Source organism: Pseudomonas sp. Ors-4-3C (assembly GCF_055755035.1).
This window is the reverse complement of sequence record NZ_CM146900.1, coordinates 472,231-496,133: the sequence shown is the minus strand read 5'-3', so window position 1 is coordinate 496,133 and position 23,903 is coordinate 472,231. Positions and strand designations below refer to the sequence as shown.

The window sequence follows — 23,903 nt, the reverse complement described above, 5'->3', positions numbered from 1 at the left end:
CAACAAACGGTTTTCGAGGTGGCAAAAAGGGGGCCAAGCCCCCTTTTTGCTTACTGAGTCAACGCCAGGGCGTCAATTACTCAGCTGCAGCCTGAGTTTCTTCAGCTGCGAACTCAACAGTGCCGCCAGCAACATTGTTGCGACCACGGATCACTGCGTCAGCCATCGAACCCATGTACAGCTGGATAGCGCGGATTGCGTCATCGTTGCCTGGGATGATGTAGTCAACGCCTTCCGGGCTGCTGTTGGTATCGACAACGCCGATGACCGGGATGCCCAGCTTGTTGGCTTCGGTGATCGCGATGCGCTCGTGGTCAACGTCGATCACGAACAGTGCGTCTGGCAGACCGCCCATGTCCTTGATGCCGCCCAGGGAGCGATCCAGCTTTTCCAGGTCACGGGAGCGCATCAGCGCTTCTTTCTTGGTCAGCTTGGCGAAAGTACCGTCTTCGGCTTGAACTTCAAGGTCACGCAGACGCTTGATGGAAGCACGAATGGTTTTGAAGTTGGTCAGCATGCCGCCCAACCAGCGGTGATCGACGTACGGCGAACCGCAACGTGCTGCTTCTTCAGCAACGATCTTGCCAGCGGAACGCTTGGTGCCGACGAACAGAATCTTGTTTTTGCCCTGGGCCAGACGCTCTACGAAAGTCAGAGCTTCGTTGAACATTGGCAGGGTTTTTTCAAGGTTGATGATGTGAATCTTGTTACGCGCGCCGAAAATGTACTTACCCATTTTCGGATTCCAGTAACGGGTTTGGTGACCGAAGTGCACACCGGCCTTCAGCATATCGCGCATGTTGACTTGGGACATGATAGTTCCTTAATAAGTCGGGTTTGGCCTCCACGTATCCCAATGACCAACCAGTGGCATAAAGCCAAAAGCACCCAGGTCATCGTGTCGACACGTGTGTGGATTTAAGCTTTTCGGGGTATCCCCGGAAAGCGGCGCATTTTATACCACAGGGTGCGCAGAAACGGAACCCGGAATCTGTAATCGCACCAAGGACATGGGCGCAGCCCCCTTGGAATCGCCTTCAGGCGCACCATTGTATAGACAGACGCGATGCACGCAGGCGCGGATTTGCTCCTTCCGTCTGATAGAATCGCGTTTTTCAGGGTCGCAAATCCAACACTTGCCACCCTCTCCGTATCAGTAAGCGCCGCCGAGCGCAGAGAGAGCCTGTATGACCGTCAACCTCAAAACCCCCGAGGACATCGCTGGCATGCGTGTCGCCGGCAAACTGGCCGCCGATGTGCTGGAAATGATTGCCGAACATGTCAAACCGGGTGTTACCACCGATCAACTGAACCAGATCTGCCACGACTACATCGTCAACGTGCAGCAGGCCATCCCTGCCCCGCTCAACTACAAGGGTTTTCCGAAGTCGATCTGCACCTCGATCAATCACGTGGTCTGCCACGGCATCCCGAATGACAAGCCGCTGAAAAATGGCGACACCCTGAACATCGACGTCACCGTGATCAAGGACGGCTACCACGGCGACACCAGCCGCATGTTCCACGTCGGCGAAGTGCCGGTCTGGGCCGAGCGTCTGTCGCAGGTCACCCAGGAATGCATGTACAAGGCCATTGAAATCGTCAAACCTGGCTGCCGCCTTGGCGACATCGGTGAAATCATCCAGAAGCACGCGGAAAAGAACGGCTTCTCGGTGGTTCGCGAGTTCTGCGGCCACGGCATCGGCAAGGTGTTCCACGAAGAACCGCAGATCCTGCACTACGGCCGCGCCGGTACCGGCATGGAACTGAAGGCTGGCATGACCTTCACCATCGAGCCGATGATCAACCAGGGCAAGGCCGACACCAAGGTGCTGGGTGACGGCTGGACCGCGATCACCAAAGACCGCAAGCTCTCGGCACAGTGGGAACACACCCTGCTGGTGACCGACACTGGCTACGAGATCTTCACCCTGCGCGCCGACGACACGATTCCGCGCGTCTCGGCCTGATCCCAAGAACGCTCCCAGCCTTATAGAAGGAAAGCCAATCGATGCCGCAGGTGGATCCCGAACTGTTCGACCGCGGCCAGTTCCAGGCTGAACTGGCCCTGAAAGCGAGTCCCATTGCGGCGTTCAAGAAGGCGATCCGCCAGGCTCGCGAGGTCCTCGACACGCGTTTTCGCAGCGGCCGCGACATCCGCCGGCTGATCGAAGACCGTGCCTGGTTCGTCGACAACATCCTGCAAAAAGCCTGGGAGCAGTTCAACTGGAGCGAAGACGCCGACATCGCGCTGGTCGCGGTCGGCGGCTACGGCCGTGGTGAGTTGCACCCGTATTCCGACATCGACCTGCTGATCCTGCTGGACAGCGCCGACCACGAAGTTTTCCGCGATTCCATCGAGCGTTTTCTGACCCTGCTGTGGGACATCGGTCTGGAGGTCGGGCAGAGCGTGCGTTCGGTCGACGAATGCGCCGAAGAAGCCCGCGCCGACCTGACCGTGGTCACCAACCTCATGGAAAGCCGCACCATTTGCGGCCCCGAGCGTCTGCGCCAGCGCATGCTCGATGTCACCAGCACCGCACACATGTGGCCGGCCAAGGAGTTCTTCCTGGCCAAGCGCGCCGAGCAGAAGGCCCGCCACCACAAGTACAACGACACCGAATACAACCTGGAACCCAACGTCAAAGGTTCGCCCGGCGGCCTGCGGGATATCCAGACGATTCTGTGGGTGGCCCGGCGTCAGTACGGCACCCTGAACCTGCGCGCCCTCGCCGGCGAGGGTTTCCTGGTCGAGAGCGAAAACGCGCTGCTGGCCTCCTCCCAGGAATTCCTCTGGAAAGTCCGTTACGCCCTGCACATGCTCGCCGGCCGTTCGGAAGACCGCCTGCTGTTCGACCATCAACGAACCATTGCCGGCCTGTTGGGCTTTGAAGGTGACGACGCCAAACAGGCCGTCGAAAATTTCATGCAGCAGTACTTCCGCGTGGTCATGAGCATCGCTCAGCTCAGCGACCTGATCATCCAGCACTTCGAGGAAGTGATCCTCGCCCCGGAAGACGAAGCACCGCCGCAGCCGATCAACTCGCGTTTCCAGTTGCACGACGGCTACATCGAAGCACGTAACGACAACGTGTTCCGCCGCACGCCGTTCGCCATGCTCGAGATCTTCGTGCTGATGGCCCAGCAGCCGGAAATCAAAGGCGTGCGCGCCGACACCATTCGTCTGCTGCGGGAAAACCGGCATCTGATCGACGACAATTTCCGCAACGACATCCGCAATACCAGCCTGTTCATCGAGCTGTTCAAGTGCAAGATCGGCATCCATCGCAACCTGCGGCGGATGAACCGTTACGGCATTCTCGGGCGTTACCTGCCGGAGTTCGGCTTTATCGTCGGACAGATGCAGCATGACCTGTTCCACATCTATACGGTCGATGCGCACACCCTGAACCTGATCAAACACCTGCGTAAGTTGCAGTACAGCCAGGTGTCGGAAAAATTCCCGCTGGCGGCCAAACTCATGGCCAAACTGCCCAAGCCCGAACTCATCTACATGGCCGGTCTGTACCACGACATCGGCAAGGGCCGGCATGGCGATCATTCGGACATCGGCGCGGTCGATGCCGAAGCGTTCTGTCAGCGCCATCAGTTGCCGGTGTGGGACAGCCGCCTGATCGTCTGGCTGGTGCAGAACCACCTGGTGATGTCGACCACCGCACAGCGCAAGGATCTGTCCGATCCGCAGGTGATCCACGATTTCGCCCAGATCGTCAGCGACGAAACCCGTCTGGACTATCTGTATGTGCTGACCGTGGCCGACATCAACGCGACCAACCCGACCCTGTGGAACTCATGGCGCGCGAGCCTGTTGCGCCAGCTCTACACCGAGACCAAACGCGCCCTGCGCCGTGGCCTGGAAAACCCGGTGGATCGCGAAGAGCAGATCCGCCAGACCCAGAGCGCGGCACTGGACATTCTGGTGCGCGGCGGCACCGACCCGGACGACGTCGAGCAGTTGTGGGCGCAGTTGGGCGATGACTATTTCCTCCGTCATACCGCCGGCGACGTGGCCTGGCACAGTGACGCGATCCTGCAGCAGCCGGCCGATGGCGGTCCGCTGGTGCTGATCAAGGAAACCACCCAACGCGAATTCGAGGGCGGCACGCAGATCTTCATCTATGCCCCGGATCAGCACGATTTCTTCGCCGTGACCGTGGCCGCGATGGACCAGCTCAACCTGAACATTCACGACGCCCGGGTCATCACCTCGAGCAGCCAGTTCACCCTCGACACCTACATCGTGCTCGACACCGACGGCGACTCGATCGGCGACAACCCGGCGCGGGTCAAACAGATTCGCGACGGTCTGACCGAAGCCCTGCGCAACCCCGACGACTACCCGACGATCATCCAGCGCCGGGTGCCGCGCCAGCTCAAGCACTTCGCCTTCGCGCCGCAGGTGACGATCCACAACGACGCCCAGCGTCCGGTGACGGTGCTGGAACTCACCGCTCCTGACCGCCCGGGCCTGCTGGCGCGGATCGGCGGGATCTTCCTCGAGTTCGACCTGTCGCTGCAGAACGCCAAGATTGCGACCCTGGGCGAACGCGTGGAAGACGTGTTCTTCATCACCGACGCCCACAACCAGCCGCTCTCCGACCCGCTGCTGTGCAGCCGCTTGCAGGACGCAATCGTCGAGCAACTGAGCGTCAATCACGAACCGGATATCAAGCTTTCGCGCATCAGTATTTGATCCAGCAACTTCCCCCCTGTGGGAGCGGGCTTGCTCGCGAAAGCGGTGTGTCAGGCAACACATCATTCAATGACACACCGCTTTCGCGAGCAAGCCCGCTCCCACATTGAACGAGGCCCCCATGAACAAAGCTCTGAACCAGCTCCAGCCCTACCCGTTCGAAAAGCTCCGCGCCCTGCTTGGCACGGTCACGCCGAACCCGGACAAACGCCCGATCGCCCTGTCGATCGGCGAGCCGAAACACCGCTCGCCAAGCTTTGTCGCCGAAGCGCTGGCGAACAATCTGGATCAGATGGCAGTGTATCCGACCACCCTTGGCATCCCGGCCCTGCGCGAAGCCATCGCCGGCTGGTGCGAACGTCGCTTCGGCGTGCCAAGCGGCTGGATTGATCCGGCGCGCAATGTGCTGCCGGTCAACGGTACCCGCGAAGCGCTGTTCGCCTTCACCCAGACCGTGGTCAACCGTGGCGACGATGCGCTGGTGGTCAGCCCGAACCCGTTCTATCAGATCTACGAAGGCGCAGCGTTCCTCGCCGGGGCCAAGCCGCACTACCTGCCATGCCTGGACGAAAACGGCTTCAACCCGGATTTCGATGCGGTCTCGCCGGACATCTGGAAACGCTGCCAGATCCTGTTCCTGTGCTCGCCGGGCAACCCGACCGGCGCACTGATCCCGGTCGACGTGCTGAAAAAACTCATCGCCCTGGCCGACGAATACGACTTCGTGATCGCCGCCGACGAGTGCTACAGCGAACTGTACTTCGACGAACAGACCCCGCCGCCAGGCCTGCTCAGCGCCTGCGTCGAACTGGGCCGCAAGGACTTCAAGCGTTGCGTGGTGTTCCACAGCCTGTCCAAGCGTTCCAACCTGCCGGGCCTGCGCTCCGGTTTCGTCGCCGGTGACGCCGATATCCTCAAGGGCTTCCTGCTGTACCGCACCTACCACGGCTGCGCGATGCCGGTGCAAACCCAACTGGCCAGCGTTGCCGCGTGGAATGATGAAGTGCATGTACGCGCCAACCGTGCGCTGTACCGCGAGAAGTTTGACGCAGTCCTGGCAATTCTCAGCCCGGTGATGGATGTGCAGCGTCCGGACGGCAGCTTCTACCTGTGGCCGAACGTGGCCGGCGACGATGCCGCCTTCTGCCGCGACCTGTTCGAACAGGAACACGTGACCGTGGTGCCGGGCTCGTATTTGTCGCGAGATGTGGACGGCGTCAATCCGGGTGCCGGGCGTGTGCGCATGGCGCTCGTCGCGCCACTGGCCGAGTGTGTCGAGGCCGCAGAGCGGATTCGCGCGTTCGTCGCTCGCCAGTCATAAGCACCTTTACCGTGCCAGTTCTGCTGGCACGGTAACCCGTCATAAAACCGCACACATATTCAATTTACCCACTCAAGTTCAGTCACTAGCATCCCTCATTCAAAGCGACTTGCCGGGAACACCAAGCAACCCGACAAGTTAAACCTGAAGAATGAAAACATGGATGTTCAGTTATGCACTCAACATGGCTTCACCCACGCAGAAAATCTGAAAGCACGCAGATATCCCGGCCTCTGAAACACGCTCGGGAGTTTCAGAAACATGTGGGCTAAAAACAATCCGGCGAAATTCTGGACACCCGGCTGCACACTTCGCATCGCCTTCCTCAATGGCACGCAAGAATTCAAGGACGCAACCATCGCCGCCGCCAGCAACTGGTTGCCGCACATTAACTTGAAGTTTGATTTCGTCGAAGGTGAAGCGGGCGATATCCGCATACTCAGCCAGGAAGGAACGTTTTCTTCATTTATTGGTACCGATGCCCGGTTATTCCCCGATGAGCCGACCATGAGACTCTGGCCCCACCCAGCCGACAGCGCACGTTACTTCGCAGCCAATGTAATGCACGAGTTCGGCCACATGCTTGGCGCAGAGCATGAGCAAACCAACCCCACGGCAAACATCCCCTGGGACATGCCAGCCATTTATGAGGAACATGAATTAACTGCCAACCCGGAAGAAGACGACTACCGGGCCAGCGTGACACGCAAACGCCTGCACGACTGGTACTTTGATCGCGGCAATCCCGACGAAAGCATCTATTCGGCGTACGATCGAACGTCGATCATGCACTACCGCATCAAGCAGTCCTGGACCCTCGGGGACTTCCAGCTCTTCATTAATCTGGATCTCAGCGAACAGGACAAAATCTTCATGTCGAACGCTTATCCTTACCCGGTGTGTGAGTGAACTTACCCCCTCAGGCTATTTGACCTGCCCCAGATTCGCCTCGCTCAAATCAAGTTCGCCCAATACTTCTCTGAGCACGTCATCACCAATCTGGTGATGACGGCTCAGGCTATACAACTCCAGGCGCTGCGCGCGCAGTGCCTTCAAGCGCAAACGGCGTTCCAGCAGATCCATCTGGAACGCCAGCGCCTGGGCTTCAGCCGAATCGTTGAACACCTCAAGCTGATGCCGATATTCGGACATGATCCGCGCCTTGAGTTCAGCCGAGAGCGCCGCCTGCGCGGCATCCTGCGGCGCAACTTCTTCGGTTTCCAACGCATGGATCGCTGCTTCGGCGGTCTTGCGCCAGGCATCGCGCACTTCCTGACGACGCTTGTCGTCCGGACTTTTTTCGATACCGCGCAACAGCAACGGCAAGGCGATGCACGCCACAATCAGCGACAACAGGATCACCCCGGCGGCAATAAAGATCAGCAGATCACGCTCGGGAAACGCCTCAGCCCCCATCAACATCGGCACCGACATCACACCGGCCAGCGTCACCGCGCCGCGCACACCGCCAACGGTCAGCAACCAGCAGGAGCGCGCCGTGGGTACTTGCGTCAGGTCACCCTTGCCGCGCAACCGCCGCAGCAGCACCGACAAACGCCAGATGCTCTGCACCCAGATAAAGCGCAGCAGCACCAGCGCGAGGAAAATCGCCACCACGTCGAGGCCGCGATACAGCAGGGTCGGCCACAACGTCGGTTCGTGGCTGACCACGGCTTTGATGATGTCCGGCAATTGCAGGCCCAGCAGCAGGAAGATCAGACCGTTGAAGGCGAACTCCAGCAATGACCAGACGCTACGGTTGAGCAGACGGGTGCTGGTCTGCCGTGGCAACAGATCGAGCCAGCTCTGCATCATCCCCGCCGCGACGGCCGAAAGAATCCCCGATGCACCCAGTCGCTCGGCCAGTACATAAGCGGCGAACGGCAATAGCAACATGAACACCACATGGGTGGCCGGATCGTCCCAGCCACGGGCAATCATCCATGCGCGCAAACGCCCGACCAGCCAGCTCAGCGCGACACCGACCGCCAGCCCGCCGACCGCCACCAGCACGAAGGTCAGGCTGGCGTTGGCCAGCGAGAACACCCCGGTCACTGCCGCGACGAGGGCAAACTTGAACGTCACCAGACCCGAGGCGTCATTCATCAGCGCCTCGCCCTGCAACATGTGCATCAGCGGCGTCGGCAAACGATTCTGCGAGATCGCCGAGACGGCCACGGCGTCGGTCGGCGACAGCACGGCGGCCAGCGCGAAGGCTACCGGCAGCGGAATGCTCGGCAACAGCCAGTGAATGAAGTACCCGGCGCCGACCACGGTGAACAGCACCAGGCCCACCGCCAGCGTCAGGATCGGCCCACGCAAATGCCAGAATTCGCGTTTGGGCATGCGCCAGCCGTCGGAAAACAGCAGCGGCGGCAGGAACAGAAACAGGAACAGTTCCGGATCCAGCGCCACGTGCAGGCCCAGTGTCGGCCAGGCCAGCAAGGCACCGGCGGCGATTTGCACGAGGGGTAGCGGCAGCGGGATGACCCGTCCGACCAGCCGGGAGACGCTGACCAGCATCAGCAGGATCAGGACGGTATAAGCGGTTTGCATAAAGCGGAAATCTCAGACAATCGACAGCGTTGAACTGCCATATTAGCCGCTTAGGATGCGTCTGACCGTTGCACCTATGTCGCACGCCCGCAACGCCATTCCAATGTGGGAGCGAGCTTGCTCGCGAATACGGTGTGTCATTAACAGAGATTTTGACTGACACGGCCCCTTCGCGAGCAAGCTCGCTCCCACAGGGTTTTGCATTGCCCAATGAAGCCGGGCGCCGCGAAACCGTTTGGTCATGGCATAATCCGACACCATTTTTTTCCAGCACCTGTAAAGGGGGCGATTCCTTGACCGTTTCAAGTAAAACGTTGCACCTTTTCGGCATCAAAGCCTGCGACACCATGAAGAAGGCGCGCACCTGGCTCGATGAACACGCTGTCAGCTACGACTTCCACGATTACAAAACCGCCGGTATCGACCGTGAGCACCTGACCCAATGGTGTGACGAGCACGGCTGGCAAACGGTGTTGAACCGTGCAGGCACGACCTTTCGCAAACTCGACGACGAACGTAAAGCCGATCTCGACCAGTCGAAAGCCATCGAACTGATGCTCGCTCAACCCTCGATGATCAAGCGCCCGGTGCTCGATCTCGGTGACCGAACCCTGATTGGCTTCAAGCCAGACATCTACGCGGCCGCACTCAAGTAAGCAGCCCGTCACTTATTGCTAGAGGTATTCACATGTCCAACTCTCTGTTCAGCATCGCCTTTGGTGTCGGCACTCAGAACCGTCAAGGCGCGTGGCTGGAAGTGTTCTACGCTCAGCCACTGCTCAATCCGTCGGCCGAACTGGTCGCCGCCGTGGCGCCGATTCTCGGTTACACCGAAGGCAACCAGGCCATCACCTTCACCACCGCGCAAGCTGCGCAACTGGCTGAAGCGGTCAAAGGCATCGACGCCGTTCAAGGCAAACTGCTGACCCGTCTGGCCGAGAGCCACAAGCCGCTGGTCGCCACCCTGCTGGCCGAAGACGCACAACTGACCTCGACGCCTGAGGCCTACCTCAAGCTGCACCTGCTGTCGCATCGTCTGGCCAAGCCGCACGGCGTAAGCCTGGCCGGGATTTTCCCGCTGCTGCCGAACGTGGCATGGACCAGCCAGGGCGCAATCGACCTGAGCGAACTGGCCGAAATGCAACTCGAAGCGCGTCTGCGCGGCGAGCTGCTGGAAGTGTTCTCGGTGGACAAGTTCCCGAAAATGACCGACTACGTGGTGCCGGCCGGCGTGCGTATCGCTGACGCGGCACGTCTGCGTCTGGGCGCTTACGTGGGCGAAGGCACCACCGTGATGCACGAAGGCTTCATCAACTTCAACGCCGGCACCGAAGGCCCGGGCATGATCGAAGGCCGCGTGTCCGCTGGCGTGTTCGTCGGCAAGGGTTCGGACCTGGGCGGCGGCTGCTCGACCATGGGCACCCTGTCGGGTGGCGGCAACATCGTGATCAAGGTCGGCGAAGGCTGCCTGATCGGCGCCAACGCCGGTATCGGTATTCCGTTGGGCGACCGCAACACCGTCGAGTCGGGCCTGTACGTGACCGCCGGCACCAAGGTGGCGCTGCTGGACGAGCACAACAACCTGGTCAAGGTGGTGAAGGCGCGTGAACTGGCCGGTCAGACCGACCTGTTGTTCCGTCGCAACTCGGAAACCGGTGCCGTGGAGTGCAAAACCCACAAATCGGCGATCGAGCTGAACGAAGCGCTGCACGCTCACAACTAAGCAGCCACCCAATCCCCCTGTGGGAGCGGGCTTGCTCGCGAAGGCGGTGCGTCAGTCACCATTGATTTCGACTGACACGCCGCTTTCGCGAGCAAGCCCGCTCCCACAAGGTTCGGTGTACACCCCGCCCAAGTTCACAGGGCTGAACCTATGATGATTCCCTCCCCCTGGCGCGCCGATTTTCCGGCCATCGCCGCCCTGCAACGGCAAGACCAGACCTATCTGGACAACGCCGCCACCACGCAAAAACCCCAGGCCCTGCTCGACGCGCTAGCGCACTACTACGCCAACGGCGCAGCCAATGTGCATCGTGCGCAGCATCTGCCCGGCGCCCACGCGACGCAGGCGTTCGAAGACAGTCGGCTGAAAGTTGCCCAGTGGCTGAATGCCGGTGACAGCGGGCAGATCATCTTCACCCACGGCGCCACCAGCGCGCTGAATCTCCTGGCCTATGGCCTTGAGCATCTTTTCCAACCGGGCGATGAAATTGTCATCAGCGCCCTGGAGCATCACGCCAACCTGCTGCCGTGGCAGCAACTGGCACAACGGCGGAACCTGAAACTGGTGATCCTGCCGCTGGACGCCGACGGCGTGATCGACCTCGGCGCCGCTGTGCGTCTGATCAACCCACGTACCCGTTTGCTGGCGGTCAGTCAGCTGTCCAACGTGCTCGGCGTCTGGCAACCGCTGCCGGCGCTGCTGGCGATGGCCAAGGCGCAGAACGCGCTGACCGTGGTCGATGGCGCCCAAGGTGTGGTGCATGGTCGCCACGACGTGCAGGCACTGGGTTGCGACTTCTACGTGTTTTCCAGCCACAAACTGTACGGCCCCGATGGTCTCGGTGTGCTGTTCGGGCGCAACAAGGCGCTTGAGCAACTGCAGCCGTGGCAGTTCGGCGGCGAAATGGTGCTGGAAGCCAATTATCACGATGCGCGCTTCCGCCCTGCCCCGTTGGGTTTCGAGGCTGGTACGCCGCCGATTGCCAGCGTAATCGGCCTCGGCGCAACTCTCGATTATCTGGCAGGGCTGGATCAGGACGCGATGTCGGCCCACGAAGCGGCGCTGCACGCCTATCTGCTGCAAGGCCTGGCCGCGCGCAACGGCATTCGTCTGCTCGGCAAGCCGCAACTGGCGCTGGCGAGTTTTGTCGTCGAGGGTGTGCACAACGCCGATCTGGCGCATCTGCTGACCGAGCAAGGCATCGCCGTGCGCGCCGGGCATCACTGCGCCATGCCGTTGCTGAAAAACTTTGAGCTGGCCGGGGCGATCCGCGTGTCGCTGGCGCTGTACAACGACTCCGAGGATCTGGAGCGTTTCTTCGAAGCGCTGGATCAGGCCCTGGAGTTGCTGCGATGAACCTGCCGCTCGCCGCTGCCGAAGCGCTGCAGACCTTTCAGAATGCTGCCGGCTGGGAACAGCGCGCACGGTTGCTGATGCAGTTTGGCGATCGTCTGCCGCCGCTGGATGACGCGGACAAATGCGAGGCCAACCGCGTGCATGGCTGTGAAAGTCAGATGTGGCTGGTGGGGGAATTGCAGGACGGCCACTGGCAATTCAGCGCTGCCAGCGATGCGCGGATGATTCGCGGGTTGGTGGCGTTGCTGCTGTTGCGGGTCAACGGTTTGAGCGCTGCCGAGTTGCAGCAGGTGGATTTGCCCGACTGGTTCAATCAACTGGGGCTGTCGCGGCAATTGTCGCCGTCGCGCAGTAATGGCTTGAATGCCGTGCTCAAGCGCATGAATGAGTTGGCAGGCTGATCGCCTTCGCGAGCAAGCCCGCTCCCACAGGGGATTTGTGAACGCCACAGATCCAACGTGGGAGCGGGCTTGCTCGCGAAGAGGCCATCACTGACAACCTCAGACCTGAGGTTTGATGCGATCCGCCGGCCGCCGCACACCCGCCACAATCTTGTCCACAGCCTTGGTCGCCGCGACCATGCCGAACGTCGCCGTGACCATCATCACCGCGCCAAACCCGCCGGCGCAGTCGAGCTTCACGCCGTCGCCGACAAAACTCTTCTGCAAGCAGATGCTGCCGTCCGGTTTCGGATAGCGCAGCTGTTCAGTGGAGAACACGCACGGCACGCTGTAATGGCGGGTCACGGTGCGCGAGAAACCGTAGTCGCGGCGCAGGGTCGAGCGCACTTTCGAAGCCAGCGGATCGTTGAAGGTCCGGTTGAGGTCGCAGACCTGAATCAGCGTCGGATCGATCTGCCCACCCGCACCGCCCGTGGTGATGATCTGAATCTTGCGGCGTTTGCACCAGGCGATCAGTGCAGCCTTGGCGTTGACCGCGTCGATGCAGTCGATCACGCAGTCGATGTTCGGCGTGATGTACTCGGCCATGGTGTCGCGCGTCACGAAGTCCGCCACCGCATGCACCGTACAATCCGGATTGATCCCGCGCAGGCGCTCGGCCATCACTTCGACCTTGGGTTTGCCGACGGTGCTGTCCAGCGCATGCAACTGGCGGTTGGCGTTGCTGACGCAGACGTCGTCGAGGTCGAACAGCGAAATCTCACCGACGCCACAGCGGGCCATGGCTTCCGCCGCCCAGGAACCGACGCCACCGACGCCGACAATCGCCACATGGGCCGCACGCAGGCGCTCAAGGCCCTCGATGCCATACAAACGGGCGATGCCTGCAAACCGCGGATCTTCTGTACTCATGACCATTACCCCAAAAACCGGCGCGCATTATAGGGCCGTCGGCGGCCAAGAGCATCTTTGACGCTATGAACGGTGAAAACAGCCGTTTGGCCCAACTCTTGTGGCGAGGGAGCTTGCTCCCGCTGGACTGCGAAGCAGGCCGCTTTTTGAAGGGCCGCTTCGCGACCCAGCGGGAGCAAGCTCCCTCGCCACGGGAATTGCTATAACTGAATAACAAAGTTTTCTCTTACAAGCTGTTACTAAAGAACTTAAATCAGGTTGGACTGCCCAATGTCGGGCATTTTCCTGCCCGGTGTACGAGCAGTGAACTGCCGGTGTAGGATTCGCGCCCTTTTGGCGTAAGCCGATCCGTTCCTTCGTTCCACAGCCTTTGGAACCCGAAATAGCTATGTCATCGCGTAAATTTGGTCTCAACCTGGTGGTGGTTCTGGCAATCGCCGCCCTGTTCACCGGTTTCTGGGCGCTGATCAACCGCCCGGTCTCCGCGCCCAACTGGCCGGAACAGATCTCCGGTTTTTCCTATTCGCCATTCCAGCAGGGCCAATTCCCGCAGAAGGATCAGTATCCGACTGACGACGAAATGCGCCGCGACCTGGAGATCATGAGCAAGCTGACGGACAACATCCGCATCTACTCGGTCGACGGTTCGTTGCAGGACATCCCGAAACTGGCGGAAGAGTTCGGTCTGCGCGTGACCCTCGGGATCTGGATCAGCCCCGATCAGGAACGCAACGAGCGGGAAATCCAGCGCGCCATCGAACTGGCCAACACCTCGCGCAGCGTGGTTCGTGTGGTGGTCGGTAACGAGGCGATTTTCCGCAAGGAAATCACTGCCGAGCAACTGAGCGTGCTGCTGGATCGGGTGCGCGCGGCGGTGAAAGTGCCGGTGACCACCTCCGAGCAGTGGCACGTCTGGGAAGAACACCCGGAACTGGCCAAGCACGTCGACCTGATCGCTGCGCACGTCCTGCCGTACTGGGAATTCATCCCGGTCGACAAGGCCGGGCAGTTCGTCTTCGACCGTGCCCGTGACCTGAAAAAGCTGTTCCCGAAAAAGCCGCTGCTGCTGTCCGAAGTCGGCTGGCCGAGCAACGGTCGCATGCGCGGTGGCGCCGACGCGTCGCCGGCGGATCAGGCGATCTACCTGCGCACGCTGGTCAACAAGCTCAACCGCCAAGGCTTCAACTACTTCGTGATCGAAGCGTTCGACCAGCCGTGGAAGGCCAGTGACGAAGGTTCGGTGGGCGCCTACTGGGGCGTGTTCAACGCCGCGCGCCAGCAGAAATTCAACTTCGAAGGCCCGGTCGTCGCCATCCCGCAATGGCGCGTGCTGGCCATCGGTTCGGTGGTGCTGGCACTGCTGTCGCTGACCCTGCTGATGATCGACGGCTCGGCCCTGCGCCAGCGTGGCCGCACCTTCCTGACCTTTATCGCGTTCCTTTGCGGTTCGGTGCTGGTGTGGATCGGTTACGACTACAGCCAGCAATACAGCACGTGGTTCAGCCTGACGGTGGGTTTCCTGCTGGCGCTGGGTGCGCTCGGGGTGTTTACCGTGTTGCTGACCGAGGCGCATGAACTGGCCGAGGCGGTCTGGACCCACAAGCGCCGGCGTGAATTCCTGCCGGTGGTGGGCGACTCGGACTACAGACCGAAAGTCTCGATCCACGTACCGTGCTACAACGAGCCGCCGGAGATGGTCAAACAGACCCTCGACGCCCTGGCCGCCCTCGATTACCCGGACTATGAAGTCCTGATCATCGACAACAACACCAAAGACCCAGCCGTGTGGGAACCGGTGCGCGACTACTGCGCAACCCTCGGCCCGCGTTTCAAGTTCTTCCACGTTTCGCCCCTGGCCGGTTTCAAGGGCGGCGCGCTGAACTACCTGATTCCGCATACCGCCAAGGACGCCGAAGTGATCGCGGTGATCGACTCCGACTACTGCGTGCATCCGAACTGGCTCAAGCACATGGTGCCGCACTTCGCCGATCCGAAAATCGCCGTGGTGCAGTCGCCGCAGGACTATCGCGACCAGAACGAAAGCACCTTCAAGAAGCTCTGCTACGCCGAATACAAAGGTTTCTTCCACATCGGCATGGTCACCCGCAACGATCGCGACGCGATCATCCAGCACGGCACCATGACCATGACCCGCCGTTCGGTTCTGGAAGAGCTGGGCTGGGCCGACTGGTGCATCTGTGAAGACGCCGAGCTGGGTCTGCGCGTGTTCGAGAAAGGCCTGTCGGCGGCGTATTACCACGACAGTTACGGCAAGGGTCTGATGCCGGACACCTTCATCGACTTCAAGAAGCAGCGTTTCCGCTGGGCCTACGGCGCGATCCAGATCATCAAGCGCCACACCCGCAGCCTGCTGCGCGGCAAGGACACCGAGCTGACCCGTGGCCAGCGTTACCACTTCCTCGCGGGCTGGTTGCCATGGGTCGCGGACGGCATGAACATCTTCTTCACCGTCGGCGCCCTGCTGTGGTCGGCGGCGATGATCATCGTGCCGCAACGGGTCGATCCGCCGCTGCTGATCTTCGCAATCCCGCCACTGGCGCTGTTCGTGTTCAAGGTCGGCAAGATCATCTTCCTCTACCGTCGCGCCGTGGGCGTGAACCTCAAGGATGCGTTCTGCGCCGCACTGGCTGGCCTGGCGTTGTCGCACACCATCGCCAAAGCGGTGCTGTACGGTTTCTTCACCAGCAGCATCCCGTTCTTCCGCACGCCGAAAAATGCCGACAACCATGGCTTCTGGGTGGCGATTTCCGAAGCGCGCGAAGAGCTGTTCATCATGCTGCTGTTGTGGGGCGCGGCGCTGGGGATCTACCTGGTGCAGGGCATTCCGAGCAACGACATGCGCTTCTGGGTGGCGATGCTGCTGGTGCAGTCGCTGCCATACCTGGCCGCGCTGATCATGGCGTTCCTCTCGTCGCTGCCAAAACCTGCGACAGCGCCTGAACCGGCGCCTGTCGTCTAATTCCTCTTTGATCCACTAAACGGCGGCCAATGGTCGCCGTTTTGCTTTAAGATAACCGCCATTTTGCAGGGCTTGGCGGGATACGCGGTGTAACCGACCGAACCCAATCCCTGTGGGAGCGAGCTTGCTCGCGAAGGCTTTGTAACATTCAACCCTTAAGTTGCCTGATACACCGCTTTCGCGAGCAAGCTCGCTCCCACAGTGGCCCCAGCCCACATTCATGACTCCGGAGTTTTCCATGACGGCCCACGCCGACCTTTCGCCGACCCTCCAACTCGCCATCGACCTGATCCGCCGTCCGTCCGTGACGCCGGTCGACGCCGATTGCCAGAAGCAGATGATGCAGCGCCTGGGCGATGCCGGTTTCACCCTGGAGCCGATGCGCATCGAGGACGTGGACAACTTCTGGGCCACCCACGGCAACGACGACGGCCCGGTGCTGTGCTTCGCCGGCCACACCGACGTGGTGCCGACCGGTCCGGTGACTGCCTGGCAGATCGAACCGTTCAACGCCGTGATCGATGAACACGGCATGCTCTGCGGTCGCGGCGCGGCCGACATGAAAGGCAGCCTGGCGTCGATGACCGTCGCCGCCGAGCGCTTTGTCGCCGACTACCCGAACCACAAGGGCAAGGTCGCGTTCCTGATCACCAGCGACGAAGAAGGCCCGGCGCACCACGGCACCAAAGCGGTGGTGGAACGTCTGGTGGCGCGCAAGGAGCGTCTGGACTGGTGCATCGTCGGCGAACCGTCGAGCACCACGCTGGTCGGTGACGTGGTGAAAAACGGCCGTCGCGGCTCGCTCGGCGCCAAGCTCACCGTGCGCGGCGTGCAGGGCCACGTGGCCTACCCGCATCTGGCGAAGAACCCGATCCACCTCGCCGCCCCGGCGCTGGCCGAACTGGCCGCCGAGCACTGGGATCACGGCAACGATTTCTTCCCGCCGACCAGTTTCCAGATTTCCAACCTCAACTCCGGCACCGGCGCGACCAACGTGATCCCGGGTGATCTGGTGGCGGTGTTCAACTTCCGCTTCTCCACCGAATCCACCGTCGAAGGCCTGCAGAAACGCGTGGCCGACATCCTCGACAAACACAACCTGGATTGGCACATCGACTGGGCGCTGTCCGGCCTGCCGTTCCTCACCGAGCCGGGCGCGCTGCTCGACGCGGTGTCGTCGAGCATCAAGGACATCACCGGCCGCGAGACCAAGGCGTCGACCAGCGGCGGTACCTCCGATGGCCGTTTCATCGCGACCATGGGCACGCAAGTGGTTGAGCTGGGCCCGGTCAACGCGACCATTCACCAGGTCAACGAGCGTGTGCTGGCGGCCGATCTCGACGTGCTGACCGAGATCTACTACCAGACCCTGATCAAGTTGCTCGCCTGATGCTCGCGTGCCCGATCTGCAGTGAACCGCTGAACAGCGTCGACAACGGCGTGGTCTGCCCCGCCGGCCACCGCTTCGACCGTGCGCGTCAGGGCTACCTGAACCTGTTGCCGGTGCAGCACAAGAACAGTCGCGACCCTGGCGACAATCAGGCGATGGTCGAGGCGCGCCGCGACTTCCTGAACGCCGGGCATTACGCGCCGGTGGCCAAGCGTCTGGCCGAACTGGCGGCAGGTTATGCGCCGGCACGCTGGGTCGACATCGGTTGCGGCGAGGGTTACTACACCACACAGATCGCCGAGGCCCTGCCGGAAGCCGATGGCTACGCGCTGGACATCTCCCGCGAGGCGGTGAAACGCGCCTGCAAGCGTAATCCGGCAATCACTTGGTTGATCGCCAGTATGGCCCGCGTGCCATTGGTGTCGGGCAGTTGCCAGTTTCTCGCCAGCGTTTTCAGTCCGCTGGACTGGGCAGAAGCCAAGCGCCTGCTCAGCGTCGGCGGCGGCCTGATGAAGGTCGGCCCGACCAGCGGCCACCTGATGGAACTGCGCGAACGCCTGTACGACGAAGTGCGCGAATACACCGACGACAAGCATCTGGCCCTGGTGCCGGAAGGCATGGCGCTGGCGCACAGCGAAACCCTGGAATTCAAACTGACGCTGGACAAGCCCGAGGATCGCGCCAACCTGTTGGCGATGACCCCCCACGGCTGGCGCGCCAGTGCCGAACGCCGCGCCGCAGTGATCGAACAGGCCGAGCCGTTCGTGACCACCGTGTCGATGCGCTACGATTATTTCGTTCTTCAATAACTTTTGGTCTCGGGCAAGTGCCCGGGGCCGGCTAAATCCGCGAATGGATTTTTCAGACCCGCAGTGAGGACATCCATGCGCCAACCGGATATCGAGATTTACCTGAAAGACGCCGACGTCGACCACAAGGCGATTTCCGCCTGGCTCGGCGCAGCCCTGGGCCCGTGCAGCGACTGGGTACAGAAAGGCCAGACCTACAAATGCAAGGCCGGCAATGTGCCGGTGACCTGGCTGCCGAAAGCCGTGGGCAAATGGAACAGCCTGTACCTGGAAAGCGATGCGACCCCATGGGACGACGACATCGCCTGCGCCCGCGCAGCCTTTGTCGCCCTGAACGTCGAAGTACGTTGCGCACCGGGCACGTGGGTCGAGGAAGAAGGCGAAGAGACGGCGGATCGCTGGATTCGCATCAGCGAAGACGGTGAAGAAGAGATCACCTGGAAGACCGCTTAATCGCAGTCAACACAGATCCAAATGTGGGAGCGGGCTTGCTCCGGGCGGCGTTCCGACGAATGCGGTGTATCAGCTACAGATATGCTGAATGACACGACGCATTCGCGAGCAAGCCCGCTCCCACAGTGGTTTTGGGGTGTTTTGGAGCGTTGTATTACAGACCTACCACATCCTCAGCCTGCAACCCCTTCTCCCCCGTCACCACCGCATATTCAACCTGCTGACCTTCAGTCAGCGAGCGATGCCCTTCACCGCGAATCGCGCGGTAGTGCACGAACACGTCCACGCCGTCGTCGCGCTGAATGAAGCCGTAGCCCTTGGCGTCGTTGAACCACTTCACATTGCCGGTTTCACGTGTTGCCATCTGTTCATACTCCTTTTTTATTATTGAACAGGCTTTTCGCAGGAAAGCCTTTGCGGAACGTCAGACTGCGCCCGACGTCCATAAAGGGCCCCGGCGACAGATTGCCGAGTATATGACAGGCACGAAAACTCTCAACAGGAGTTTACTTCGCCGCTTTTTTGCCGATTTTCGGCGAATACGGCAAACTGTCGACCGCCCGAGCAGTTGCTCGGTTTTATTCACTCACGCAGAAGCCGTATGACCCGTTCCCCGTTCCGCCGTCTTGTGTTTGGCACCTTGCGCCGACTGTTGTATCTCTGGGTTCGCTCGGAGACGATCAACCAGTCGTCGTTCACCCTCAACCTCGACCGCAGTCGTCCGGTGTTCTACGTCCTGCAAAATCCCTCGCTCACCGATCTGGCAGTAGTCGACACCGAGTGCACCAAGGCCGGCCTGCCGCGTCCGGTGCTGCCGGTGTCGGTCGGGCCGTTGATCGAACCGGCGGCGTTTTTCTACCTGACGCCGGACCCGGACTGGCTCGGCCGTCAAGACAAGCGCGGCGCACCGCCGACCCTGACCCGCCTGGTCAGCGCCCTGACCCAGAACGCCGCCGAAGACGCGCAGATCATTCCGGTCAGCGTGTTCTGGGGCCAGTCGCCGGACAGCGAAAACAGCCCGTGGAAGCTGCTGTTCGCCGACAGCTGGGCGGTCACCGGGCGTTTGCGCCGGCTGCTGAGCATCATCGTCCTCGGGCGCAAGACTCGCGTGCAGTTCTCAGCGCCAATCCACCTGCGCGAACTGATCGACCACAACAAGGGCCACGAGCGCACCGTGCGCATGGCCCAGCGCATCCTGCGCGTGCATTTCCGCAACCTCAAAGCCGCGGTGATCGGCCCGGACATTTCCCACCGGCGCAATCTGGTCAAGGGCTTGCTCAACCAGCCACTGGTCAAGCAAGCGATCGTTGAAGAGGCCGAGCGCGAGAACATCTCTCTGGAAAAAGCCAAGGCCCAGGCGTTGCGCTACGGCAACGAGATCGCCTCGGACTACACCTACACCGCGATCCGCTTCCTCGAAGTGGTGCTGAGCTGGTTCTGGAACAAGATCTACGACGGGATCAAGGTCAACCACATCGAAGGCGTGCAGCAGGTCGCTCAGGGTCACGAAGTGATCTACGTGCCGTGCCACCGCAGCCACATCGACTACCTGCTGCTTTCGTACCTGCTGTTCCGCAACGGCCTGACCCCGCCGCACATCGCCGCCGGGATCAACCTCAACATGCCAGTGATCGGCAGCCTGCTGCGGCGTGGCGGCGCGTTCTTCATGCGCCGGACGTTCAAGGGCAATCCGCTGTACACCTCGGTGTTCAACGAATACCTGCACACCCTGTTCACCAAAGGCTTCCCGGTCGAATACTTCGTCGAGGGCGGCCGCTCGCGCACCGGGCGCATGCTGCAACCGAAAACCGGGATGCTCGCGATCACGATGCGCAGCTTCCTGCGCTCGTCGCGCATGCCGATCGTCTTCGTGCCGGTGTACATCGGTTACGAGCGCGTACTTGAAGGTCGTACTTACCTTGGCGAACTGCGCGGCGCGAGCAAGAAGAAAGAGTCGATCTTCGACATCTTCAAAGTCATCGGCGCGCTCAAGCAGCGCTTCGGTCAGGTCGCGGTGAACTTCGGCGAGCCGATCAAACTCGCGGAGTTCCTCGACAGCGAACAGCCGGATTGGCGCCAACAGGAACTCGGGCCGCAGTACAAACCGGCGTGGCTCAACGAAGCCACCAATCGCCTCGGCGAGAAAGTCGCACAGCACCTGAACGAAGCGGCGGCGATCAACCCGGTCAATCTGGTGGCGCTGGCACTGCTCTCGACCACTCGCCTGGCGCTGGACGATCGGGCGATGGCGCGGGTGCTGGATCTGTATCTGGCGCTGCTGCGCAAAGTCCCGTACTCGCCACACACGACCCTGCCGGAAGGCGATGGGCGTGCGCTGATCGAACACGTGAAGGATATGGATCTGCTGTCCGAGCAGAACGATGCGCTGGGCAAGATTCTCTATCTGGACGAGCAGAACGCCGTCCTGATGACCTACTACCGCAACAACGTGCTGCACATCTTCGCCCTGCCGGCGCTGCTGGCGAGCTTCTTCCAGAGCACCTCGCGCATGAGCCGCGAACAGATCCTGCGCTACACCCGCGCGTTGTATCCGTACTTGCAGGCGGAGCTGTTCATTCGCTGGAGCCTGGACGAACTCGACGCCGTGGTCGATCAATGGCTGGAAGCGTTCGTGGAGCAAGGCCTGCTGCGCTTCGAGAAGGACGTGTATATGCGTCCGGCGCCAAGTTCACGGCACTTTGTGCTGCTGACCCTGCTGTCGAAAAGCATCGCCCAGACCCTGCAGCGCTTCTACATGACCGTGTCCTTGCTGCTCAACAGCGGCCAGCACAGCATCAGCGCCGAAGAGCTGGAAGACCTCTGCACCGTGATGGCTCAGCGCCTGTCGATCCTCCACGGTTTGAACGCCCCGGAGTTCTTCGACAAGAGCCTGTTCCGTCACTTCATCCAGACCCTGCTCGACCTCGACGTACTGCGGCGCGACGAAGCCGGCAAGCTGAGCTACCACGAACTGCTCGGCGAACTGGCCGAAGGCGCGGCCAAACGCGTATTGCCGGCGGAGATTCGTTTGTCGATTCGTCAGGTAGCCCTGCATCGCAGTGAAGATGCCGCCGAAACAGCGGATGCACCGCAAGTCTGAAACTTGCCGACAACTAACGGGGACGCACTGCAATGGCCCCGTTAGTTGATTCATGAATTAATAGGCGCCATCAACCAATCACGATACGGATATCGAGATGAGCCTGTTAAATCAGCCCCCCCCCAGCGTCACTTTGAACTTCAGTCTGCCAGCGGACTTTGTTGCCCCACAGGGCGGCATCAGCGAAACGCGGGTCAGCGTCAAACGCCTCAACTCTGCTGCGCCCGTCACGATCAAGGACTGGCGCCATGCTTCGCTCTATGACGCCGGATGGAAGTTTGACTTTCCCCACCCTTACAGCGATGTGGGCGTGAAGTATCAGGTCAATGTCCAGATGCTCCACAACCGCCAACCGTTGCTGATCGAGCTGGACTACTTCGTCACCGTCAACAAGGCGCCGCATCGCCAGACCTTGCACTTGAGCCCGATCGGGCAACTTTATGTCGAAGTACAGGAACCCACGACGGTCCCGGCTGAAGAAGCCGTGACCATCAGATTGCATGAACTCGAGCAGCCGCAAGTTGAACTGGTAAGCGTCAACCATGACGAACAGACCGCCACTTCGTTTTATCTGAAATACGATCCCGACAGTGTCATCCCTGGCAAACGTTATGTGCTGAGCGCCGTTGAAAACCGCTACCACCAAGCGGTTCCGGTTTCGCCGGGATCGATCGAACTGTCCCCTGTCACACGCGAACAACAGGCGTGGTCATTTCAGGCCCTGATGCATTGGCTGGAAAAACCCTTACGTTTGTTCACTGACGCTGACGCCAAAATCCGCTAGATTTCCTTCGGCGCCGGGATTCTTCCGGCGCAAACGTCTCAGAGGTCCCCAATGAAAAAACTCACCCTCCTCGCCGCAGCCACCCTGTTGAGCGCCTGCCAGTCGACCACCCCCGCCGGCAAGGTCGGCCTCGATGGCGAAGTGTTCTACCTGCAACGCATCGCCCTGCCACCGAGCGCGACCCTGAGCGTGAGCCTGCAGGACGTATCGCTGGCCGACGCCCCGGCGGTGGTCCTCGACGAACAGAAAGGCCCGGTCAAAGGCCAGGTGCCACTGCCGTTCCACTTGAGTTACGATCCGGCCCAGGTCAAACCCGGCCACCGCTACTCGGTCAGCGCGCGCATCGAAGTCAACGGCGAGCTGATGTTCATCACCACCGAGAACCACGCCGTGCAACTGGACGGCAACGATCCGCAGCCGCTGAAAATCCGCGTCGACGCCATTCGCTAATTGTCTTTCAAGGAAGCTGCCATGCTCCGCCCTACCCTTCGCTTCGCCGGCCTGTGCGCGGGCCTGATGATCTCTGCCAGCGCCCTGGCACTGTCGCTCAGCGACCTCTCGCAACAAGACGCCACCGGCGGCCTCAAGGATGCCCTGACCCAAGGCGCGCAAATCGCCGTCAAACAACTCGGCACCCCGGGCGGCTTCAGCAACAACCCGGAAGTGAAAATCGAACTGCCGGGCAAACTCAGCAAAGTCGCCGGCAAAATGAAAGCCTTCGGCATGGGCGCCCAGGTCGAAGAACTCGAAACCGCGATGAACAAGGCTGCGGAAACCGCTGTGACCCAGGCCCAGCCGATCCTCGTCGACGCCGTGAAGAAAATGACCGTGGCCGACGCCAAGGGCATCCTCAGCGGCGGCAACGACTCGGCCACCCAATACCTGGACAAAACCAGCCGCGAACAAATCCGCGCCAAGTTCCTGCCCATCGTCAAACAAGCCACCGACAAAGTCGGCGTAGCACAAAAGTACAACGCCTTCGCCGGCCAGGCCGCGACCCTGGGCGTAGTGGATGCGAAAAGCGCCAACGTCGAAAACTACGTCACCGAACAAGCGCTGAACGGCCTGTTCGAAATGATCGGCAAACAGGAAGAAACCATCCGCAAGAATCCCGCCGCTGCAGCGACGGGTCTGGCGAAGAAAGTGTTCGGCACCTTGTAATTTTTGCCGCGGCACGAAAAAGCCCGCTGAACCTGTGAAGGTCAGCGGGCTTTTTATTGTGGGTCAGCCTTGCGGATCGACCTGATCGAGGACGCGGTTAACCGAGAGCTCAGCGAGCGATTTTTAAACAGACCAAAGAGGTAGGGGGGCTGAGGGGGCCTCTTCGCGAGCAAGCCCGCTCCCACAGTTGGATTGGGTGCAGGCAGTTGGAGATTGGTCGGCTGTCAGGCCGCCATCGCGAGC

Annotated in this window: 20 protein-coding genes; 16 read left to right on the top strand and 4 right to left on the bottom strand. The window is 61.0% G+C overall.

Going from position 1 to position 23,903, the window contains the following annotated elements; translation table 11 throughout:
* Positions 1 to 76: 76 nt before the first annotated feature.
* Positions 77 to 814 (bottom strand): 30S ribosomal protein S2, encoded by a 738-nt coding sequence (rpsB, locus tag ACVHNU_RS02215; protein ID WP_003222119.1) that lies wholly within the window; start codon positions 812 to 814, stop codon positions 77 to 79.
* 373 nt (positions 815 to 1,187) lie between these two features.
* Between rpsB and map the strand changes: the two genes are divergently transcribed.
* From map to ACVHNU_RS02195, 4 genes are all read left to right on the top strand, one after another.
* The gene (map, locus tag ACVHNU_RS02210) at positions 1,188 to 1,970 is read left to right on the top strand and encodes a type I methionyl aminopeptidase (protein WP_103486500.1); all 783 of its coding nucleotides are present in this window, start codon (positions 1,188 to 1,190) and stop codon (positions 1,968 to 1,970) included.
* Positions 1,971 to 2,011: 41 nt separating this feature from the next.
* Positions 2,012 to 4,714 (top strand): [protein-PII] uridylyltransferase, encoded by a 2,703-nt coding sequence (locus tag ACVHNU_RS02205; RefSeq protein ID WP_473018921.1) that lies wholly within the window; start codon positions 2,012 to 2,014, stop codon positions 4,712 to 4,714.
* A 121-nt stretch (positions 4,715 to 4,835) separates the two neighbouring features.
* Positions 4,836 to 6,035 (top strand): succinyldiaminopimelate transaminase, encoded by a 1,200-nt coding sequence (gene dapC, locus ACVHNU_RS02200; RefSeq protein WP_473018920.1) that lies wholly within the window; start codon positions 4,836 to 4,838, stop codon positions 6,033 to 6,035.
* 261 nt (positions 6,036 to 6,296) lie between these two features.
* Positions 6,297 to 6,944 carry a zinc metalloprotease gene (locus ACVHNU_RS02195; RefSeq protein WP_473018919.1) on the top strand — a complete coding sequence of 216 codons (648 nt, stop codon included), beginning with the start codon at positions 6,297 to 6,299 and terminating at the stop codon, positions 6,942 to 6,944.
* A 15-nt stretch (positions 6,945 to 6,959) separates the two neighbouring features.
* Here ACVHNU_RS02195 and ACVHNU_RS02190 read toward each other — a convergent pair whose 3' ends face one another.
* Positions 6,960 to 8,591: a Na+/H+ antiporter gene (locus ACVHNU_RS02190; RefSeq protein ID WP_201135694.1), complete on the bottom strand. Its 1,632-nt coding sequence runs from the start codon at positions 8,589 to 8,591 to the stop codon at positions 6,960 to 6,962.
* Positions 8,592 to 8,884: 293 nt separating this feature from the next.
* Between ACVHNU_RS02190 and ACVHNU_RS02185 the strand changes: the two genes are divergently transcribed.
* The 4 genes from ACVHNU_RS02185 (at position 8,885) to ACVHNU_RS02170 (ending at position 12,071) form a co-directional block, all read left to right on the top strand.
* Positions 8,885 to 9,247: an ArsC family reductase gene (locus ACVHNU_RS02185; protein ID WP_003222107.1), complete on the top strand. Its 363-nt coding sequence runs from the start codon at positions 8,885 to 8,887 to the stop codon at positions 9,245 to 9,247.
* A 32-nt stretch (positions 9,248 to 9,279) separates the two neighbouring features.
* Complete coding sequence (gene dapD / locus ACVHNU_RS02180; protein WP_473018918.1) at positions 9,280 to 10,314, top strand: 2,3,4,5-tetrahydropyridine-2,6-dicarboxylate N-succinyltransferase; 1,035 nt, start codon at positions 9,280 to 9,282, stop codon at positions 10,312 to 10,314.
* A gap of 150 nt (positions 10,315 to 10,464) precedes the next feature.
* Complete coding sequence (locus ACVHNU_RS02175; protein WP_473018917.1) at positions 10,465 to 11,670, top strand: aminotransferase class V-fold PLP-dependent enzyme; 1,206 nt, start codon at positions 10,465 to 10,467, stop codon at positions 11,668 to 11,670.
* A complete protein-coding gene (locus tag ACVHNU_RS02170) occupies positions 11,667 to 12,071 on the top strand; it encodes a SufE family protein (RefSeq protein ID WP_473018916.1) in 405 nt (134 codons plus the stop codon). Before ACVHNU_RS02175 ends, ACVHNU_RS02170 begins: the two co-directional genes overlap by 4 nt.
* A gap of 99 nt (positions 12,072 to 12,170) precedes the next feature.
* Here ACVHNU_RS02170 and tcdA read toward each other — a convergent pair whose 3' ends face one another.
* The gene (tcdA, locus tag ACVHNU_RS02165; protein ID WP_102355646.1) at positions 12,171 to 12,989 is read right to left on the bottom strand and encodes a tRNA cyclic N6-threonylcarbamoyladenosine(37) synthase TcdA; all 819 of its coding nucleotides are present in this window, start codon (positions 12,987 to 12,989) and stop codon (positions 12,171 to 12,173) included.
* Positions 12,990 to 13,371: 382 nt separating this feature from the next.
* On the opposite strand from tcdA, the gene ACVHNU_RS02160 reads away from it, so the two are divergent.
* The 4 genes from ACVHNU_RS02160 to ACVHNU_RS02145 all read left to right on the top strand — a co-directional run bounded on the left by ACVHNU_RS02160 (position 13,372) and on the right by ACVHNU_RS02145 (position 18,615).
* Positions 13,372 to 15,963 carry a glycosyltransferase gene (locus tag ACVHNU_RS02160; protein WP_473018915.1) on the top strand — a complete coding sequence of 864 codons (2,592 nt, stop codon included), beginning with the start codon at positions 13,372 to 13,374 and terminating at the stop codon, positions 15,961 to 15,963.
* Positions 15,964 to 16,201: 238 nt separating this feature from the next.
* Positions 16,202 to 17,353, top strand: a complete 1,152-nt coding sequence (dapE, locus tag ACVHNU_RS02155) for a succinyl-diaminopimelate desuccinylase (RefSeq protein WP_225137696.1) — start codon at positions 16,202 to 16,204, stop codon at positions 17,351 to 17,353.
* A complete protein-coding gene (locus tag ACVHNU_RS02150; RefSeq protein WP_473018914.1) occupies positions 17,353 to 18,162 on the top strand; it encodes a putative RNA methyltransferase in 810 nt (269 codons plus the stop codon). Before dapE ends, ACVHNU_RS02150 begins: the two co-directional genes overlap by 1 nt.
* A 75-nt stretch (positions 18,163 to 18,237) precedes the next feature.
* Positions 18,238 to 18,615: a hypothetical protein gene (locus tag ACVHNU_RS02145; protein WP_473018913.1), complete on the top strand. Its 378-nt coding sequence runs from the start codon at positions 18,238 to 18,240 to the stop codon at positions 18,613 to 18,615.
* 154 nt (positions 18,616 to 18,769) lie between these two features.
* Here the strand turns inward: ACVHNU_RS02145 and ACVHNU_RS02140 are convergent, their stop codons facing one another.
* Positions 18,770 to 18,979, bottom strand: a complete 210-nt coding sequence (locus ACVHNU_RS02140; RefSeq protein ID WP_003222087.1) for a cold-shock protein — start codon at positions 18,977 to 18,979, stop codon at positions 18,770 to 18,772.
* Between the two features lie 237 nt (positions 18,980 to 19,216).
* Here ACVHNU_RS02140 and plsB point away from each other — a divergent pair, with 237 nt between their 5' ends.
* The 4 genes from plsB to ACVHNU_RS02120 all read left to right on the top strand — a co-directional run bounded on the left by plsB (position 19,217) and on the right by ACVHNU_RS02120 (position 23,660).
* Positions 19,217 to 21,715 (top strand): glycerol-3-phosphate 1-O-acyltransferase PlsB, encoded by a 2,499-nt coding sequence (plsB, locus tag ACVHNU_RS02135; protein WP_473018912.1) that lies wholly within the window; start codon positions 19,217 to 19,219, stop codon positions 21,713 to 21,715.
* Between the two features lie 97 nt (positions 21,716 to 21,812).
* Positions 21,813 to 22,499, top strand: coding sequence for a hypothetical protein (locus ACVHNU_RS02130; protein ID WP_473018911.1), 687 nt, complete (start codon positions 21,813 to 21,815; stop codon positions 22,497 to 22,499).
* A gap of 51 nt (positions 22,500 to 22,550) precedes the next feature.
* A complete protein-coding gene (locus ACVHNU_RS02125; RefSeq protein ID WP_003222082.1) occupies positions 22,551 to 22,949 on the top strand; it encodes a YbaY family lipoprotein in 399 nt (132 codons plus the stop codon).
* A gap of 21 nt (positions 22,950 to 22,970) precedes the next feature.
* The gene (locus ACVHNU_RS02120; protein ID WP_473018910.1) at positions 22,971 to 23,660 is read left to right on the top strand and encodes a DUF4197 domain-containing protein; all 690 of its coding nucleotides are present in this window, start codon (positions 22,971 to 22,973) and stop codon (positions 23,658 to 23,660) included.
* The last annotated feature ends 243 nt before the right edge of the window (positions 23,661 to 23,903 follow it).

Bases quoted from the DNA above. Each gene is read 5' to 3' on its own strand.
- ACVHNU_RS02140 (WP_003222087.1), bottom strand. From the start codon at position 18,979: ATGGCAACACGTGAAACCGGCAATGTGAAGTGGTTCAACGACGCCAAG.
- ACVHNU_RS02125 (WP_003222082.1), top strand. From the start codon at position 22,551: ATGAAAAAACTCACCCTCCTCGCCGCAGCCACCCTGTTGAGCGCCTGC.
- ACVHNU_RS02145 (WP_473018913.1), top strand. From the start codon at position 18,238: ATGCGCCAACCGGATATCGAGATTTACCTGAAAGACGCCGACGTCGAC.
- ACVHNU_RS02190 (WP_201135694.1), bottom strand. From the start codon at position 8,591: ATGCAAACCGCTTATACCGTCCTGATCCTGCTGATGCTGGTCAGCGTC.
- ACVHNU_RS02150 (WP_473018914.1), top strand. From the start codon at position 17,353: ATGCTCGCGTGCCCGATCTGCAGTGAACCGCTGAACAGCGTCGACAAC.
- ACVHNU_RS02170 (WP_473018916.1), top strand. From the start codon at position 11,667: ATGAACCTGCCGCTCGCCGCTGCCGAAGCGCTGCAGACCTTTCAGAAT.
- map (WP_103486500.1), top strand. From the start codon at position 1,188: ATGACCGTCAACCTCAAAACCCCCGAGGACATCGCTGGCATGCGTGTC.
- ACVHNU_RS02195 (WP_473018919.1), top strand. From the start codon at position 6,297: ATGTGGGCTAAAAACAATCCGGCGAAATTCTGGACACCCGGCTGCACA.
- tcdA (WP_102355646.1), bottom strand. From the start codon at position 12,989: ATGGTCATGAGTACAGAAGATCCGCGGTTTGCAGGCATCGCCCGTTTG.
- dapE (WP_225137696.1), top strand. From the start codon at position 16,202: ATGACGGCCCACGCCGACCTTTCGCCGACCCTCCAACTCGCCATCGAC.
- rpsB (WP_003222119.1), bottom strand. From the start codon at position 814: ATGTCCCAAGTCAACATGCGCGATATGCTGAAGGCCGGTGTGCACTTC.
- ACVHNU_RS02130 (WP_473018911.1), top strand. From the start codon at position 21,813: ATGAGCCTGTTAAATCAGCCCCCCCCCAGCGTCACTTTGAACTTCAGT.
- plsB (WP_473018912.1), top strand. From the start codon at position 19,217: ATGACCCGTTCCCCGTTCCGCCGTCTTGTGTTTGGCACCTTGCGCCGA.
- ACVHNU_RS02175 (WP_473018917.1), top strand. From the start codon at position 10,465: ATGATGATTCCCTCCCCCTGGCGCGCCGATTTTCCGGCCATCGCCGCC.
- dapC (WP_473018920.1), top strand. From the start codon at position 4,836: ATGAACAAAGCTCTGAACCAGCTCCAGCCCTACCCGTTCGAAAAGCTC.
- ACVHNU_RS02120 (WP_473018910.1), top strand. From the start codon at position 22,971: ATGCTCCGCCCTACCCTTCGCTTCGCCGGCCTGTGCGCGGGCCTGATG.
- dapD (WP_473018918.1), top strand. From the start codon at position 9,280: ATGTCCAACTCTCTGTTCAGCATCGCCTTTGGTGTCGGCACTCAGAAC.
- ACVHNU_RS02205 (WP_473018921.1), top strand. From the start codon at position 2,012: ATGCCGCAGGTGGATCCCGAACTGTTCGACCGCGGCCAGTTCCAGGCT.
- ACVHNU_RS02160 (WP_473018915.1), top strand. From the start codon at position 13,372: ATGTCATCGCGTAAATTTGGTCTCAACCTGGTGGTGGTTCTGGCAATC.